Origin of the sequence: Bacillus sp. BB51/4 (assembly GCF_008368845.1) — a bacterium.
Taxonomy (GTDB): Bacteria; Bacillota; Bacilli; order Bacillales; family Bacillaceae_G; genus Bacillus_A; species Bacillus_A wiedmannii.
The window spans coordinates 131,603-148,287 of record NZ_QOSC01000012.1 but is presented as its reverse complement, the minus strand read 5'-3'; the positions used below and the strand labels follow the sequence as shown (position 1 = coordinate 148,287).

The window sequence follows — 16,685 nt, the reverse complement described above, 5'->3', positions numbered from 1 at the left end:
GCACCTCTTATTCTTTCACTATTTGATTTCGATGCATTACAATTTGTTTCGTCGCTTGAAATTGGTGTTCACCATAAAACTTTATTAATTTCTCTCCACAAAATAGACTAACAATATGAACATGAGAAATCTCTTGAAGTAACATTGTAAGCATCTTCTCCCCAATCCCTTTATTTCTTACAATCTCATGCACAACAACATCTTCTATGTACGCTCGAAAAACACCATCAGAAACAACTCTAGCAAATCCGATTAATTCATTTTCTTCCCATACCCCAATTGCTATACTATGCTTTAACATTTTTTGAATATCGATTTCTTTTCTTTCTGGCCACCAACCGACAGAGTCATAAAGTTTTTTTATTTTTCCTACGCAGATTGGTTGTTCATGTTGTAATTTATACGTGTACATTTTCTTTCTCCCATCAAATTACTCATTATATTTATTTTGTCTTACTTTACTTCCTTCAATATAAGCTATAGAATCCAACCTGTTATTAAACCCTTTATAAAATTAATTTATAATATAGATATTACAATTGCAATATAAACAGTCCCTCTCTCATCCTTTCCTATTTCTTCTATATTAAAAATAGCACATAATATATTAAGTTGACTAATGATAAAAACCGCCCAATAGGACGGCTTTTATCTTCATTTAACTTCATACCACCAACCTTTTCGATCAAGCCAACCCTTCATACCGTTTAATTGCGCATCGCTAGTTGGATCCGAAATAAAATACGTTAAGCCATCCGATTGTAAAATGAAGGTAGCGGTCATTTTAACTGATGTTAATGCTTTCATAACTTCAGGAGCCTCATATGGTGAAAAAGCACCTGATTGAATGATGTTTTGTTTAGAAACTTGTGCTTGTACATTCTCTTGTTTTGGTACTGATTCAGTAAACCAGGAAAGTGGTTTATTTCCTATTAATTGATTTAAATCACATTTGCCGATACCTGGTACATTACCTGTCTCGGTGTATTGCCAAATATCACAAGGATATGCTGGTTTATTACCGCCATACCTAGGAATCCATAAAAAATCACTTTTTACGTTCGCCATACCGAAAGGCTCATATACATGATGCCCAACATATAAGCCAACTTTCTTAGCACCTAATCGGCGTAACTCGTCGATAAAAGCTTGTGTACCAGCTCTCATATCATCTATTGTTTTCACTTCTACGTCAGCAGCCCAAACTGTAGCACTCTTATCACCGCGATTCCAAAAATCTTGCGCTTCCTTCTTCGCATCAGCAATTGAAATAAAGCGACAGAATGCATAGTTACCAAATGGAATATTTCTAGTTTTCATTGCTTGGACATAGTTTTTATATAAAGGATCTACATAATTTGATCCATCTTGTACCCTAGCGATTACGAAATCTAGTTGTGGAGCTGCTACATCCCAGTTAATGTTACCGTTCCATTTCGAAATATCTACAATATAACCGATTGCTTAACACCTCCTTTATTAGTATTATATTCAGAGCTCGTCTTATTGCTCTTCCACTCCTAAAAATTCAATAGTATTTGCTAGTATATATAGTAAATACGACAAGTGTCTTCAACAAAGACAGTAACTCATTTCCATTAAAAAAGAAAATCATAGCTATACGAATCGTACTATTTGTCCCCATAATTACATCAGGTTGAGTAGTTGCTTTAAAATTAAAATAGCATCACCTTGTTTGGTGATGCTTTTAAAATCAATTTTTCTTCTAGAGCACGAATCCAATCACTATAACCGCTTCTCTAAAAAGTGTTGACTATATCCTTTAGGATGATCTTCAACAACACCATATTCTCGGTATCCGTGCTTTTTATAAAAATCTGGCGCTTGAAAACTAAATGAATCTAATAATATTAATCTACACCCTTTTTTCTTCGCGATGTCTTCGATTTTATGTAACAGTTGACTGCCATAACCATCATGACGAACTGTTTCATCAACCCATAAAAAATCTATATGAAGATGATAAAAATACATCGTTCCTGTTACCCCACCAAATATTTTTCCATCCTCATCTTTTACTACGAAACTTACTTGCTCCATCGGCTGTTTTGCTTCATCTCTTAAAATCGACATGTTATATTGAATTACTTTATTTTTTATGTATTCTCCTTCAGTTCGAGTACCACTTTCTATATGTTTCATATATTTCTTCCTTTCAACTTAGTAAGCTACCTTTAATTTTTACTTTTCCTTTTTATAATACTAATAAATACGAATCCACCATAAGTAACAAAACATGAAAAACCAATTATCCCTGGTACAGAGACATAGCCTATTGTTATATAACTTATAACAGCAAAACTAACGATAGACAATAAAATAGATGGCCAAAATATAAGTGCTGTTTTTCTTCGTCTCTGTTTCGATGTACTTGCTTTCTCTTCAGAAACACGTGTGCCAAAAAGCAATACAATACAAATGAGGATTGCTGCAAAGTAAATCGTATCCAATGACAGATTATGATCATAAATCGCGATTCCAACTTCAATAGCGATAATTGTTAAAATTAATATGATAATTGTTGAAGTTTTTAAGTTTCTATTCAATTACTTGCCCCCTAGAATGCTTTCACTATATATATGTCGTATATGTACTTCAAAGCTGATGCAATAGTTTCATCGGCTTCTTTATTTTCAAATTGATTAGACAAATCTTTTCCTCCAATAACATAAAGAAGCGGAAATTCATTAAACACTCCTAGTATACCAATATTTATTATAGCTTTTGGCAATCCACCTGTCATATGTGCTAAATGATTATGCGGTATCCCCTCATATTCTCCTTGCTGCCTTACCATTCCATTTATTATTGGTTCCCATAATTCCGGCTCAGTTTTATACCCTCGAAAAATTTGCACTAAAAGTGAATGTATTTCATTTAACTCTCCAACATTTTGTTCATCTCTAGGGTTTTCTTGAACATGTATGTTAGGGAAGTACGTTGAAACATACTTTCTAACAGTATCCCATCCTCCGCAGTGCAATACAATCGCCTTTGCAATATAACTGGTCATGACACGCTATCATCACTTCAACAGCTTTACTGAGTGATATTGTATCTCTTCCTTGCAAATGTGGATATAATTGTGCACTATCTTCTTTTGGATTAAATTTAATTTGGTGAAGCATATCATTCCAACTAATTTGTTTGTTTTTTACCATGTTTGCTACTGCAAATCCAATTGCCACTTTTGCTGCTGATGCTAAAGGAACATATAGTTCATTATTATAGGAGGCAATTATATCTTCAGATTTTGTAGAAGACACAATCACTCCAACTTGACCAGATTGTATTTCTTTCATTCTTTCAATGACAGTTTGCATATTCGCACCTCTTTTTATATTGTTTTATTACATTCTTAAATTTCGATATAGAATGTATAAAACCTTTTTTGTTACTTGATATGTATGCATACAATAAAAAAGATAGCATGAAACTTTCCCATGCTATCTTTCTAAATTAAATATTAAGCAAAACTCAATAATCTATTCTTCCGTAGGTTTTTTAGGACCTTTAAGCTCCAATTGATAAAAAGCTAAATCTAACCACCTGTTAAACTTATAACCAGCCTTCTTAATTGTCCCCGCATGAACAAATCCATAGTTTTCATGTAAGGCAATGCTTTTCTCATTTTCTGCATCAATTCCAGCAATTAAGGTCATATATTCCCTTTCTTTTGCAACTGTGATCAATGCTTTCATTAAAGAAGCTCCTATCCTATTTTTTCTATATTCCTTATGAACATACACAGAATGCTCAATTGAATATTTATAGGCAGGCCAAGCTCTAAACGGCCCGAATGTCGCAAACCCTACTACTTTATTATCTAATTCGTATACTAAAATTGGATAACCTTCAGCCTTTTTTGTTTCATACCAGTCTATTCTATTTTCAAGGGTTACAGGTTTATACGTATATACGGCTGTTGTATACAGTATGGCATCATTATAAATATCTAACATGTATGTTACATCTTGTTTCCTTGCTTCCCTTATCATCGTTTTCTTCCTTTCCTAAAGTTTATCTTCTTTCTTTTCACTACTACATACGAATACGAGCTTTTCGAAAACCATCAAATATATTTAATGCAGCAGATATAATGTAAATGATAATACCTCCACCTATTAACCACGTTTTAAATTCCTCTGGAGAAGTAGTAAACACATTTGCCACAAACGTAATAAATCCTTCGTTAAATAAATGCGGATTTACTACAATTACAATGAATACTATTGTTCCAGCTATTTGAAGAAAAGCATTCCCAATTGCCAACTTTTTCGTCCATTGTCCCTGTACTAACTTATAAAGAGATATACCTATTTCAAAAACAATCATAATTACAACGATTGGCCAATACTGAAGTAACACATCTTGATTAAAAGTTGGCGCGACAAACTTCAGTCCGTTTTCTGTACCATGATATACACCTACAAGATGATTCGCATAAAAATAAAGTGTTGCCCATATTGCCGTCCACATTAACCCGCCAAATACTTCGAACTTTGAGATCGACTTTTTCTTTGGAACATACGAAGTATTTTTCAAATCATCAGGCGTCCATTTTTTTAAACTTGTCGTCAACGGTTGGGTACCTTTGTCTTTATCTGTTCTTTCTAAAATTGCAAATACAAGTGTCAACCAGAAAAACACATGGAGGACTACTTCGATAATTTCCCCAATTCCTTTACCTATCAAATTTAAAATAACGTTTAATACCGCTTGCTCACCATTATATCCTACAAAATTTTCTGCAACCATTGCAATGAGTGCGATAACAGTTGCAATTGGTATAATCATTTTTAATAACGTCGTATATACATCAAAATAACGTGGTCCAATTAAATGCATCGGTCTATCCAAATATCCATTAGCCAATGAAACGGGACTTCCTAATTTTTCAAGAACTCTTTTTTCGTCGTTTTCACTATAATCATCAGGTAACATATCCTCGATTGTTGACCGTAATTCAAGAATAATATCTTCACGATTTTTTTCAGGTAATCTCTTCGCTACTTCTTCTACATAAATATCAATCAAATTCATTTTTGTCCTCCTCTTTTAATAAGTTATAAAGCTCTTTCGAATCCTTTATCCATTCTTTCTTCAGCTGCAAAAATATCTCTAATCCGTATTCACTTAAAACGTAATACTTACGAGGTCTACTCTCCGTTTTATCCCAACTACTCGTTACTAGCTCCTGCTTTTCTAATCGGCGAAGTAGTGGATATAAAGTACTTTGATCGATTATAATCCCTGATTGTTCCAATAATTGGACAAGTGAATACCCATACTGCGGTGTTCTTAACTGGCTTAAAACCGCTAATGTTAATGTACCTCTTCTTAGTTCAGTAATTAACGAATTTAATAAAGCATCCATTCACTCACCTCATTTCCATTACTATATGTCATACAGTATGTGTTTTATACTATGTATCGTACAGTATTAGTGTGATAAAAACAATACGTATTTACAAAAAATAGATAACAAGAAAAGCACAAACTATATAATTTGTGCTTTTCTTGTTAATTTAAACGGCTATTACAATCTTAATTTTGTACCTCGTGTAATATAAACTCTCCTTTTTCTTTAGTAAATGGGGTAACACCTACAATTGCCTCAATATTAATTACTCCATATACATGCGGATATTCTTGACCGTTAGAAGCAAGTTCGTATTTTATTTCTGCTTTTATTAAGGATGGATCGATTGTCAGTAATAAAACATCTTCTTCATGATTAAAATATTTTTCAGCAACTTTTAAAGCTTGCTGTAAAAATGAACAATGAATAAATCCCTCTTCTTTAAGTGAAGCTTCATTAACTTCTCCATCTACCTTTGCGATTTCCCAATTTCTTTTTGTTATTACCTTTGTAATCATAGTTAGTTTCTCTCCAAGTCTTTATATAGAAAAACAAGAGGTTCTTCTTTTTGTTACTAGAAAACCCTCTTGTTTTTCATATTTATTTTAATCCTTTTATTAAAGACGATGCTTCTCCGCTATGGAAAATCCATAAATCATGGAGCGATCTTGTACATCCGACATACAATAACTTCGCATCGTGTTTTGTATTTTTATAATGTTCTTCGTCAACATCGATTAGTAGAACGGCATCAAATTCTAGCCCTTTCGCCAAGTATACAGGCACTACTGAAATACCACCTTCATATTTACTTTGATCTGCTTCAATGACGTTTACAGCCAGTCCGGCATTTGTTAATTTCTCATATATATCGCGGCATTCATCATCTGTTCTTCCTATTACCGCAATTGTTTTCACATCTTCGTTTTGTAGATGTTTTAACGTCTTCATAATCTCATTAAATTGATCTTCTGCATGGATTACTTTAACCTCTTCACCACTACGAAAAACTGGTGTTGCGAGTCCAACTGGAATCTCTGCATTTTTAATTATTTCGTTCGCAAATTCCATAATTTCTTTTGTAGAACGATAACTTCTCGTTAATTCATAATAACCTGTTTCTTGAAATACTTCCTTAAAAGCACTCCAATCTTCAATCCCTTGATAATCATAAATTGCTTGAGATAAATCACCTAATATAGTGAAAGAATTACCTAGTGTAATTTCTTTTAATACATACACTTGGAATGGTGAGAAATCTTGTGCTTCATCAATAACAACGTGATGGAATTTCTGTCCGATTTCAATACCTGTTATGCGGTGATGTATGTAAATTAAAGCTGGTAAATCTTCTACATACACTTCTTTTTTACGACAATTCTTTTCAGTTTCTTTTACAAGTTCTTCAGGCAATATTTCGAGTATTTCTTTACTTTTCAATATTGAACTATATAGTGAAAGTGCACTCATTTTCGGCCAAAACTTCATATAGGTGTTCAATCTCTTTGTCGCTTCTTTTTTTAATAATTTCTTCTCGTTTGTTTCTCCATACTTTTTCAGTTCAATTTCAATCCAGCGCTTCATTCGGCCGATTAATCTTTCTCTTCTTTTCTTTAATGGATAGTGTTTATATTCAACTTGCATCCATTTTTTTATGTCTTCTACTGGAATAATAGCTTTGTCCCATGCCTCAAAATCACTTGTTGGTATTAATTCTTTTTCAAATTGAACCATTCTCTCTTCAATAAAGGACTTAAATTCCAGCGTGCCTTTCAATTTACCGAGCATAACCTTTTCTTCATCACGATTAATAGAAAATGCTTCTTTCAATTTTTCTTCTGTCTGCTTCAGTTTCACCGAATCATCTAACATGCGTAATGCCCAATCCGGAAATGTTGTTTGACTAATATTCCCGACACCTAATTCAGGAAGTACACTCGAAATATAGTCCAAAAACAGACTATTCGGAGCGAATACAATCATTCTCTCAGCTTCCAGCTGCTCACGATATTCATAAATTAAAAAAGCAAGGCGATGTAAAGCGATTGTTGTTTTTCCGCTCCCTGCAACCCCTTGAATTAATAATGGTAAGTTTCTTTCCGCACGAATAATATCGTTTTGCTCCGATTGTATCGTTGAAACAATATCCTTTAGTTTATTATCTTTATTCTCACCTAATCGATATAGAAGAAAATCATCGGCATGCGATACATCTTCATTTCCTTTTACATATGTATCAACAACACGTTCTAATTCTCTTTTTCGAATAGAGATATTTCGCTTTAAATAAACATCACCTTCTACTAATCCATCCGGTGATTGATAAAACGCTAATTCTTCACCGCCGGTAAATGAATAAAACATACTTGCGACAGGTGCCCGCCAATCAATTACAATTGGTTTCATCGTATCTTTATGTGAAACACCTACTTTACCGATATAAATCGGCATAACGTCTTCCTTTCCATCCTCCTGAAAATCTAATCTTCCAAAGTACGGCTCTTGTACACCGATACGTAAGTTTTGCCTATTAGATTCTCTCATACTTTCAAGAATTTGTTCTTTAAAATCATCTCCATAATAAACTGGAATTTTTTCAAGCTGTTCTAATTGATCATCCATCGTACGTAATGTATCTTTCATTTTTTGTAACTCTTCTTCAAAAATGTTGTTCATTTGATGATTCCCTCCTGTCCGTTCTAATTTTTCAGTCGAAATATAATTGTATTAAAAATCCATTTATAAAGTCAATAGTTTCAATTTAAATTTTCCGAAAAAACTCACTTTTCATCTTTCTAATTTTGAAATCTTATCGTTATTTTTACATTATAAGAATATAAAACATCTAAATTACAACACTTTACATATAATAAAATAATGCATATAAATACTATTACTTTCTATTAATAATAACGATTTATACACTAACTTACTAAACTCTCATCTACCTTTCTATCGATTTCCCCCTTTCACTTGTAAAATAATGAGAAGTGTCAATAGGTAAATACCAAAAATAAAAAAGGAGTTTATTCGAAATGACTACAACCAATAGAAAGCATGTAAAGTTACACTTAATTATTTTTGTGTTAATTGTGCTAGCAAGTGGTTGGATCGGTGTATTTCTTGATTCTCTTCTAACAGATCAGCCTGAAGGAAATTCTTTAGGCATGGGCTTATGGCTTATACTTCCTTTCTTCGTCAGCATATTACTTAGAGTTCTTAGCCGAGATTGGCATGATTTTGGTATTAAACCAAATTTAAAAGGAAGCTTTAAATGGTATTTCGTAGCAATACTTATTTATCCATTCGTTACACTTATAACTATAAGCTTAGCTCTATCTTTCGGAGTCGTTAACATATCTAACTTTGAGATATCCTCATTATGTTCACTCATACTCATGTCTACTATAGGTAATTTTATTAAAAATATTTTCGAAGAGTTCTCTTGGCGCGGTTATTTAACCCCAAAGCTTATTGAATTAAAGTTAAACGATTGGCTAATTTATTTAGTTTCTGGTTTTATTTGGGCTCTTTGGCATGCTGCTTATTATATAGTCTTTTTACCAAATGAATATTTCGAATCCATTTCAAGATTAAATATGCTTTTATCAGGCTGTATACTTATGGTTTGTTGGTCTATTATGTATGTCGAAATATATAGACTTACAAAATCTGTGTGGCCATGTGTGTTCATGCATGCACTTGAAGACGCCGTACCTACTGTTTTAATAACTATAACCGGTATTATTACGCTTACAAATAGTAGTGATTTTTGGTTAAATCCTATTAATGGTGTCGTTGCTACTTCTTTATTTCTTGGCATCGGGATTGTACTAAGATCTATAAGGATAAAAAAGAACGACAATTAAATACGAAAGACAGTCAATTATTCACACTATAAAAGTAAAAAAGAGTAAGCTCCTCCTGGGAAAATTCCAACTATACTGAAATGAGCCTCTGCACATAAATTACTAATCTCATCTATCGTATAGCAACGTAAAGATTGTGTCACGATATCATTTGAAGAATCTGTTTCCCACCAGTGGTCCAGCATCCTAGCATTTTCACTATCATATTCATATTTTCGCATTGCAGAATAAATCGGCATTTCTTGTCCATTTGCTTTTTCCCAATATAATGGTTGATAAATATCAATAAGTGCACACCCATCATCTTTCAACCAATTATGGATTCGCTTTAATAAAACCAATTGTTCTTCATCTGTTCCCACACCAAATCCGTCTAAATAACTAACAACATCAAACTTTTCTTCAAAGTTAATTTTATAAAAGTCAGCACAATGAATCACAATGTCGTTAGTAGAATGTTCTTTAGCAAACATAACTAACTCTGGTACAAGCTCAACCGTAGTCATTTTTATATCCAAATTAGACATCGCTCTTGCAAACCCGCCATTTCCAGCACCTAGTTCTAACATCGTCTGAAATGGATATCCCACTTGCTCTTTAATTTCTTCAGCAACTTCCTGTAACCAATTTTCATTATTTATATCATGGCTTAGTAATTCAAATTGTTTTTTATAAAATTCTTTTACATTTAATTCGTTCATTATTATTCTCCTCCTGTACGTTATTTTTCTACTACAGGTGAGAAACTAAATTTCTGACACCCATGAAAAACCCTCCTTTTTATTCCCCTATATTTACAATTTATCAAAATAATAAGAAATTTAAAAGTCTAAATATAAAAAATAGATAATGGATTATTCCACTATCTATTTTTTAGTTACTCTTATTTTTCTTTTTGATACTCCACCCAATCTCCAGAATCAATCACTTTCAATATCATCTTTTTATCTTGAGCGATATATACATATGCCTCTATTTCCCTATCAGCAGCATATACTGTTTGCTTGATTCGATCATATAAATCATTCTCCGCATTACCTGTATATTCTTCTAGTTCATCTAACTTACGCAATATCTCATCATTTACTTCATAAACTTCACCATAGACCTTTTCTTCATTTGAATAAATCATCGCCGGATAGCCTTCGTTTGTATCAAATAATTTGCCATACGTCCACGCTCCGTCTGCGATGCATATTGCACCTTGCATAAAATGAGCATTCGTTTGCTCTTTTCTTAACGTGCCATACACAAAAACGTGATGCATAAATCCCTATCCCCTTTACATGTCACTACTTTCTAATTTGTAAATAAGCACGAATCATAAAGTAACTCACTTCATTCGGAAGTTGTTCCTTTATAGATTTCAAACCACCATCAGCATTTTGCACAGCAGTTTCAATCAGTTGTTCATATTCTGCAGGAACAAAACTGTTCCAGTCTACTTCCATTCCATCTTCAAAACAACGAATTAAATGATTTTCAATCGTTTGTCTTGATAATCCACGTTCTTTCGCAATTTCATCTAGATCAATGCCTTGTTTATACATTTCATACGTTTCCAAATGAGAATTTGCTGAAGCTTTCCCTGACTTCTTCCGCTCTGACACCACTTCTGTTTTAATAGTTTCAGCATAGTTTGGGTTTTCCTCAATAAAGTGCTGAACTGCTTGTAAGAAGTGAGAACCATACTTCACAAGTTTATGTTCACCAATCCCTTTCACTGTTAAAAGTTCAGAGTCACTTTGCGGCATTTTTGCACACATATCTTTCAAAGTTTGATCAGAGAAAATAACGAATGGAGGTACACCTTCTCCTTGCGCAATTTCTTTACGTACTTCGCGAAGCACTTCAAATAAAGGATGATCTTGAACAATTTGTCTTGTCTCTACTCGTTCTTTACGTAAAACAGTCTCTTTACCTAATAATACTTCTTTCCCTTTTTCTGTTACTTTTAATGTTGGATACGTACCATGTTCAACTGCAATTAACTCATCTGAAATTAGAAACTCAATAAATTCACTAACTTCTTTTACGCTACGATTTGATAGTAACCCGTATGTTGGTAAAGTATGAAAATTGAATTCAATAACTTTCTTATTTTTCGAACCAGTTAAAACTTGTGCAATCATTTGTTTTCCAAATCGTTGGTTCGTTCTAATCATGCAAGATAGAACCATTTGTGATTCTCTCGTCACATCGATACTTTCGCGGTCGTCCGTACAATTTTCGCAGCGGCCACAATCTTCTTTCGGTTCTTCTCCAAAGTATTGCAAAATAAATGATTGTAAACATTGTTCTGTATGACAGTAATCAGTCATATTTTGCAGTTTTTCAAGTTCATTTGAAAATCGAGATTCACCTGTCGATTGATCAATTAAAAAGCGCTGTACTTGCACATCTTGAGAAGAATATAGCAATATACATGCACTATCTAATCCGTCACGGCCAGCACGTCCTGCTTCTTGGTAATAACTTTCCATATTTTTTGGCAGTTGATAATGGATAACGTAACGAATATTCGATTTATCAATCCCCATACCGAATGCAGATGTCGCTACCATTACACTCACTTCATCACGTAAAAAGAGTTCTTGCTGCTCATTTCGATCTGTATCACTCATACCAGCATGGTATTTTGATACAGATACTCCCGCTTTCATTAAATCCTCATACAATTGATCAACTACTTTTCTAGTAGCTGCATATATAATCCCAGATTCTTTTTGATTTTGACGAATATAATCCGCTAAATATGCATTACGATCTTGTCCTTTAATAACAGAAAATGATAAGTTTTCGCGCTCAAACGTTGTCATAATCGTATTTTCTTGATTAATTCCAAGCGTGTTGCAAATATCTTCACGAACTTGTGGTGTCGCCGTCGCAGTTAATGCTAGTACGAGCGGCTTTTCTGGAAGATAATCTAATATGCGATGTATATGTAAATAACTCGGACGGAAATCATGTCCCCACTGCGAAATACAGTGTGCCTCATCAATTGCAATCATCGGAATTTTCATATCCATAAGTTGATTAACAAACTCCATTGAATCAAGACGCTCCGGCGCCACATAAAGTAACTTATAATGTCCTTGTTTTGCCAATTGAATTCGTTGATTCGCTTCTGTAATAGAAATAGAACTATTAATATAAGTAGCTGAAATACCGTTTTGCACTAATGTATCTACTTGGTCCTTCATAAGTGATATTAAAGGTGATATAACTAACGTCGTTCCTTCGAATACTAATGCGGGAATTTGATAACAAATTGACTTACCACCACCCGTAGGCATAATACAGACTGTATCTTTCCCATCTAATACATTTTTAATTGTTTCATCTTGTCCTCTTCGGAATGACGAATAACCGAAATAAGACGCTAAAAGTTCTTGTGCTTTTGTAAACAAAAAAGAGTCACCTGCTTTTCTTTATCTTTCATCTATCCCTATTATATCATCACTTATGTGACTTGAAAGTAATCAATACATGACTAACAGCTTGCTTTTTCATTATTTTATGCTTCTCTACGTTTTAAAGGTTGTTTAGCAACGGTGTTTTAATGGCTATTTATGTTTATAAATTTTAAAACATAAATAAAGCACATTTAAAATGAATTACAAAATAAATATACATTTTATTACTCTTCCTTGAATACTACTAATCTTATACATATGAATTCAGGAGGTTACTATATGAAGCAGCAGAATATTAGTTCCATCAAGCAGAAAACAGTACCGAACCAACTCCAATTCTCGAATCATGATGCGTGGAAATATGAATCGTATTATAAATACCAGCCATTATTTTCTTATAAAAAGCTTTTTCATTTTCTTTCTCAACTTTTTAAACGTTAATACGTGTGTGTGATATATTATCCATAATAATTTTCTCAATATATACCTGATAGACTTACTATAATACAACTGTTATCATATGAAATATTCTGTTGGATAAACCCCTTAAGTTGACCTGCCTATTTCAGCAGGTCTTTTTTGATTATTATTTAATTCAGTACAATTATATATGTTTACATGTCTTTTCTCCATTTTATAACCATACGCCACTCACAACAAATGATGATAATAACAAGAAGTAAAATATAAGTTCTTAAGATTTAATGAAGTAATTCTTTTTTTCTCAATACACAAAACGAATTTCACTTGTTACTATAAAAGTACTCCAGATGAGTTTTTGCTCATCAACATTATCTAGTTAAAGGGATCTGCTGCGGGAAGCGGATCCCTTTGACTTTATTAAAGATCTATTTTCATTTGGACACATTTACCAGGTTTTTTTAATAGAATTTTATGATAACATTACTTAGTCGAGTCCGACATCTCGGCAATACCCTTTTGAGGCTCTGCAACTTCCCTTGCAGAGCCTTGTTTATTATCGTATTCATTTTATTTATATATACCACAATAAAATTCTTCATCTTTTTCCATATCAATTTCTGAAATTAATCTAGGACACGTAACTAAAAATAAATTCCCATCATACTTTGAGTTATACATGTTCAAAGGAGTGTTACCGTTTATGTATTCTTATTGGCAATCGTATTACTCCCCCTATCATAACCCTTATGTACACTTTGATACATCTGTACGTAATTACCGAATTAGTAAAAACGAGAACTTTTTAAAAGGTTATATGCGTTCTTTATGGGAACAACATGTCGCTTGGACGAGATTAGCTATTATAAGTATTGTCTTTAATTTACCAGACGTTAACGTTACAGTTGGGCGTCTTCTTCAAAATGCAACACATATGGGACTATCTCTTGAACCATTCTATGGTGAGGATGCTGTAAAAAAATATAGTGCACTAATTAAAGACCACTTAGTCATTGCAGCGGATCTAGTTAAAGCCGCAAAAGCTGGTGATCAAAATACAGCTGCCGCTATAGAGAAAAAATGGTACGCTAATGGTGATGAAATTGTGGCGTTTCTTACTAGCATCAACCCATATATAGAAAAAGAAGAATTTCGAAAAATGTTTTATGAACATTTAGCATTAACAAAAGCTGAAGCACTTGCCTTCCTAAATAAAGATTTTGAAGCAAGCGTAAAACTATACGATAAAATTGAAAAAGAAGCATTAGAAATGGCAGACATGATAACAAACGCAATCGTAAAGCAATTTCCGCAAGTGTTTCAATAATAATAAGCCGATTTGAAAACACAAATCGGCTTATTAAACTTTGTATCAATGAAATTTCACCTCTCCCCTTTACATTTAACGTATATCGATATATTTTATTAATATCCGTTTTTTATAGGAGGAAATCTTTTGATTAACGCCATTGGTCTCGTATTTATACTCACAAATAAACACGAGAAAAAAAAGAAAGTTTATCTGAATGAAAAATTCGCATTAATAGACATTATTGATTCTAAGGAAGTAATTGATGATGACGGTAACTTACTAGTTGAACTAACATGTAAATACAGTATATATTTAGATGAAAAATATTACTGTAAATCTCTCGATGATTATACTGGGCAAGTATTTCCGTTCTTGAGCGCTAAAATAGGAAAAGGTCTTCTCAGAAATTTAAATTACTATTTCTCATACGTTGATGCTTATGATAAGAAACCACCTGTTAAAGAAATTAGACCACTTATGAAACAAGTAACGAACAGATAGCGAAAAATACTTAAAAAAGAAAGCATCTAACTTCGGATGCTTTCTTTTTTGAATCTAGAATAGAACTCGTTAAGTTCTATCCTTCTTCTAAAAGTATGCATCTAGACATACTTTTAATTAAAAACAATGGAGGATTTAACTGAATGAAATACTCAGAAACGATTGTTAGTAAACGGCTTCGAACACTTAAAATATTTAGTATGTTTATTATGCTAGTTTTAATTGGATGGCTTGGATATACAAAATTACTTTATGAGAATGGATTTCTTCAAGAAAAGAAAAATTCTGTTGAAGTAATGAATACTAGCATTACAGGTGAAATTGAACAAAGTTTCCATGTAAACTTACAAGGTTACCGTAAAATAGACGTTGATACTATTATAGATGCAAGTAAAACCGATCCGAGCGAACTATCATTAATAGAGCTAATTAATACATCTTGTTCGCGAGATTGCATAAGTGAACCATTGACATATGTGGACGAAAACAATGGATATATCTTTTATAAGGAATCTACCGGAACTAATGTAGCTATAAAAATTAAAAAACGAGATACATGGGAAATTGAAAGAAAATTAATTCAAGATGGAATGTAAAAGCTTCATATACAAAAAGAGTACTTACTTTTAAGTACTCTTTCAAAAAAATTTACCACTTGCGGCACTTATCGTCATCATCATCACGCTTACGATTGCAACGGCAATCATCACAATCACAATGACGTTTACGTTTACAACCACAATCATCACAATCTCTACGTCTACATCTTCCAAACATTAGATCATCCCAAAATCTATTACAATCCTGGAATTGTCTACAACGACAATTGTTTCCCATGAATATGACTCTCCCTTCAATAGCATTCATCATATTCTATGTTTGAAAGTATAAAACGGCTTGTTTACTAGTCTATATTCTACGTTTTATAAAAGTTATTTTAGCATCCTTAATAATTCTTCCTTACATATTCAACGGAAATACAACATAGAAAAAAGCCCAATATTTGGGCTTTACATTCATGTATATTTTCTTTCTTCTCTCTCACAATAGTATGTAACTGCTAAGTTCACTAAAAATGCAACAAAAGCAAGGGTGCTCGTTGTTAAGAATATGTATTCTAATATTGATAAGTTATTAAAATCAATTAATAATAACACAAGACCTATACAAACAAAGCTAGATACATTACTTTTGAAAACTTTTTTCACTCTTAATCACCTCCATCTTCATACCTTAATTATACATTGGTTACCTATATACATTGTAAAACATTTGTTATATCAACCAAGCTTATGTAAACCGAAAAGCTGACTATAATTTCCCTATAGCTCCCTCCCTTCCCCCACAGCCTCCTTCAACCTCTGCAACATATACCCAATCCCTTTACACCCAGCTAACGGATACGTAATGATTTCTTCTGGATATAATTGTGTCACTACTTTCTTATGTTTCTTTCCTGCAAGTAAAACGATTTCATCAAACTGAAGCAAGTCCTTTTCAATCATCTGTTGTTTTAATTGTTCCATACTAATAATCTCATCACTCTTTGAATCAAACGCAAGATCATAGTTTTCTAATACAATATCATTTGGTCTTAAAAATCCATGCTTCGCAGATAAGATAACCCAATTCTCGAAAAACATAGTTGCATACGCCTGACATGCTTTTCCGAATGGGCTAATATATACATCTTTTGCCTCCATCGGCCCGTAATCTGAATACTTATCCCAAATTTTCTTCTTTCCGCATGCAATTATGCATAACCTTTTCATCTTTATTTCTTA

General features: G+C 32.9%; 18 protein-coding genes and 3 pseudogenes. 5 read left to right on the top strand and 16 right to left on the bottom strand.

Going from position 1 to position 16,685, the window contains the following annotated elements; all coding sequences use genetic code 11:
* Positions 1 to 7 precede the first annotated feature (7 nt).
* The 10 genes and pseudogenes from DN392_RS15430 to DN392_RS15385 all read right to left on the bottom strand — a co-directional run bounded on the left by DN392_RS15430 (position 8) and on the right by DN392_RS15385 (position 8,059).
* Complete coding sequence (locus DN392_RS15430) at positions 8 to 412, bottom strand: GNAT family N-acetyltransferase (protein WP_000288955.1); 405 nt, start codon at positions 410 to 412, stop codon at positions 8 to 10.
* Between the two features lie 242 nt (positions 413 to 654).
* Positions 655 to 1,461 (bottom strand): GH25 family lysozyme, encoded by an 807-nt coding sequence (locus DN392_RS15425; protein WP_064057131.1) that lies wholly within the window; start codon positions 1,459 to 1,461, stop codon positions 655 to 657.
* Positions 1,462 to 1,746: 285 nt separating this feature from the next.
* Entirely contained in the window at positions 1,747 to 2,163 is a 417-nt protein-coding gene (locus tag DN392_RS15420) for a GNAT family N-acetyltransferase (protein ID WP_048566252.1), read from the bottom strand.
* A 32-nt stretch (positions 2,164 to 2,195) separates the two neighbouring features.
* Entirely contained in the window at positions 2,196 to 2,567 is a 372-nt protein-coding gene (locus DN392_RS15415) for a hypothetical protein (RefSeq protein ID WP_048566251.1), read from the bottom strand.
* 11 nt (positions 2,568 to 2,578) lie between these two features.
* Positions 2,579 to 3,344: pseudogene (locus tag DN392_RS15410) on the bottom strand (serine hydrolase).
* A gap of 162 nt (positions 3,345 to 3,506) precedes the next feature.
* Positions 3,507 to 4,019: a GNAT family N-acetyltransferase gene (locus DN392_RS15405; protein WP_000617498.1), complete on the bottom strand. Its 513-nt coding sequence runs from the start codon at positions 4,017 to 4,019 to the stop codon at positions 3,507 to 3,509.
* Between the two features lie 43 nt (positions 4,020 to 4,062).
* Positions 4,063 to 5,064 carry an HAAS signaling domain-containing protein gene (locus DN392_RS15400; RefSeq protein ID WP_001048854.1) on the bottom strand — a complete coding sequence of 334 codons (1,002 nt, stop codon included), beginning with the start codon at positions 5,062 to 5,064 and terminating at the stop codon, positions 4,063 to 4,065.
* Positions 5,051 to 5,398 (bottom strand): PadR family transcriptional regulator, encoded by a 348-nt coding sequence (locus DN392_RS15395; RefSeq protein WP_048560821.1) that lies wholly within the window; start codon positions 5,396 to 5,398, stop codon positions 5,051 to 5,053. Before DN392_RS15395 ends, DN392_RS15400 begins: the two co-directional genes overlap by 14 nt.
* Before the next feature lie 170 nt (positions 5,399 to 5,568).
* Complete coding sequence (locus tag DN392_RS15390) at positions 5,569 to 5,901, bottom strand: DUF952 domain-containing protein (RefSeq protein ID WP_048566249.1); 333 nt, start codon at positions 5,899 to 5,901, stop codon at positions 5,569 to 5,571.
* Positions 5,902 to 5,983: 82 nt separating this feature from the next.
* Entirely contained in the window at positions 5,984 to 8,059 is a 2,076-nt protein-coding gene (locus DN392_RS15385; protein WP_088321423.1) for a HelD family protein, read from the bottom strand.
* A 359-nt stretch (positions 8,060 to 8,418) separates the two neighbouring features.
* Between DN392_RS15385 and DN392_RS15380 the strand changes: the two are divergent.
* A pseudogene (locus DN392_RS15380) lies at positions 8,419 to 9,284 on the top strand (CPBP family glutamic-type intramembrane protease).
* A 6-nt stretch (positions 9,285 to 9,290) separates the two neighbouring features.
* On the opposite strand, the pseudogene DN392_RS15375 reads toward DN392_RS15380, so the two are convergent.
* From DN392_RS15375 to recQ, 3 genes and pseudogenes are all read right to left on the bottom strand, one after another.
* Positions 9,291 to 9,953 (bottom strand): annotated as a pseudogene (locus DN392_RS15375) (class I SAM-dependent methyltransferase); the annotation flags it as partial.
* 182 nt (positions 9,954 to 10,135) lie between these two features.
* Complete coding sequence (locus DN392_RS15370) at positions 10,136 to 10,519, bottom strand: gamma-glutamylcyclotransferase family protein (RefSeq protein ID WP_000546569.1); 384 nt, start codon at positions 10,517 to 10,519, stop codon at positions 10,136 to 10,138.
* A gap of 25 nt (positions 10,520 to 10,544) precedes the next feature.
* Entirely contained in the window at positions 10,545 to 12,662 is a 2,118-nt protein-coding gene (recQ, locus tag DN392_RS15365; protein WP_088321425.1) for a DNA helicase RecQ, read from the bottom strand.
* 285 nt (positions 12,663 to 12,947) lie between these two features.
* On the opposite strand from recQ, the gene DN392_RS30405 reads away from it, so the two are divergent.
* The 4 genes from DN392_RS30405 to DN392_RS15350 all read left to right on the top strand — a co-directional run bounded on the left by DN392_RS30405 (position 12,948) and on the right by DN392_RS15350 (position 15,497).
* The gene (locus DN392_RS30405; RefSeq protein WP_000813317.1) at positions 12,948 to 13,109 is read left to right on the top strand and encodes a hypothetical protein; all 162 of its coding nucleotides are present in this window, start codon (positions 12,948 to 12,950) and stop codon (positions 13,107 to 13,109) included.
* 682 nt (positions 13,110 to 13,791) lie between these two features.
* On the top strand, positions 13,792 to 14,415 hold the full coding sequence (locus tag DN392_RS15360) for a hypothetical protein (RefSeq protein WP_000287709.1): 624 nt from the start codon (positions 13,792 to 13,794) through the stop codon (positions 14,413 to 14,415).
* Positions 14,416 to 14,544: 129 nt separating this feature from the next.
* Positions 14,545 to 14,901: a hypothetical protein gene (locus tag DN392_RS15355; RefSeq protein ID WP_000606235.1), complete on the top strand. Its 357-nt coding sequence runs from the start codon at positions 14,545 to 14,547 to the stop codon at positions 14,899 to 14,901.
* A 143-nt stretch (positions 14,902 to 15,044) separates the two neighbouring features.
* Positions 15,045 to 15,497, top strand: coding sequence for an SET domain-containing protein (locus DN392_RS15350; RefSeq protein WP_061673376.1), 453 nt, complete (start codon positions 15,045 to 15,047; stop codon positions 15,495 to 15,497).
* 52 nt (positions 15,498 to 15,549) lie between these two features.
* On the opposite strand, the gene DN392_RS30820 is transcribed toward DN392_RS15350, so the two are convergent.
* From DN392_RS30820 to DN392_RS15335, 3 genes are all read right to left on the bottom strand, one after another.
* On the bottom strand, positions 15,550 to 15,738 hold the full coding sequence (locus DN392_RS30820) for a hypothetical protein (RefSeq protein ID WP_071742436.1): 189 nt from the start codon (positions 15,736 to 15,738) through the stop codon (positions 15,550 to 15,552).
* A gap of 179 nt (positions 15,739 to 15,917) precedes the next feature.
* On the bottom strand, positions 15,918 to 16,109 hold the full coding sequence (locus tag DN392_RS15340; protein ID WP_016087535.1) for a hypothetical protein: 192 nt from the start codon (positions 16,107 to 16,109) through the stop codon (positions 15,918 to 15,920).
* 114 nt (positions 16,110 to 16,223) lie between these two features.
* A complete protein-coding gene (locus DN392_RS15335; RefSeq protein ID WP_088321426.1) occupies positions 16,224 to 16,673 on the bottom strand; it encodes a DUF6884 domain-containing protein in 450 nt (149 codons plus the stop codon).
* Positions 16,674 to 16,685 lie beyond the last annotated feature (12 nt).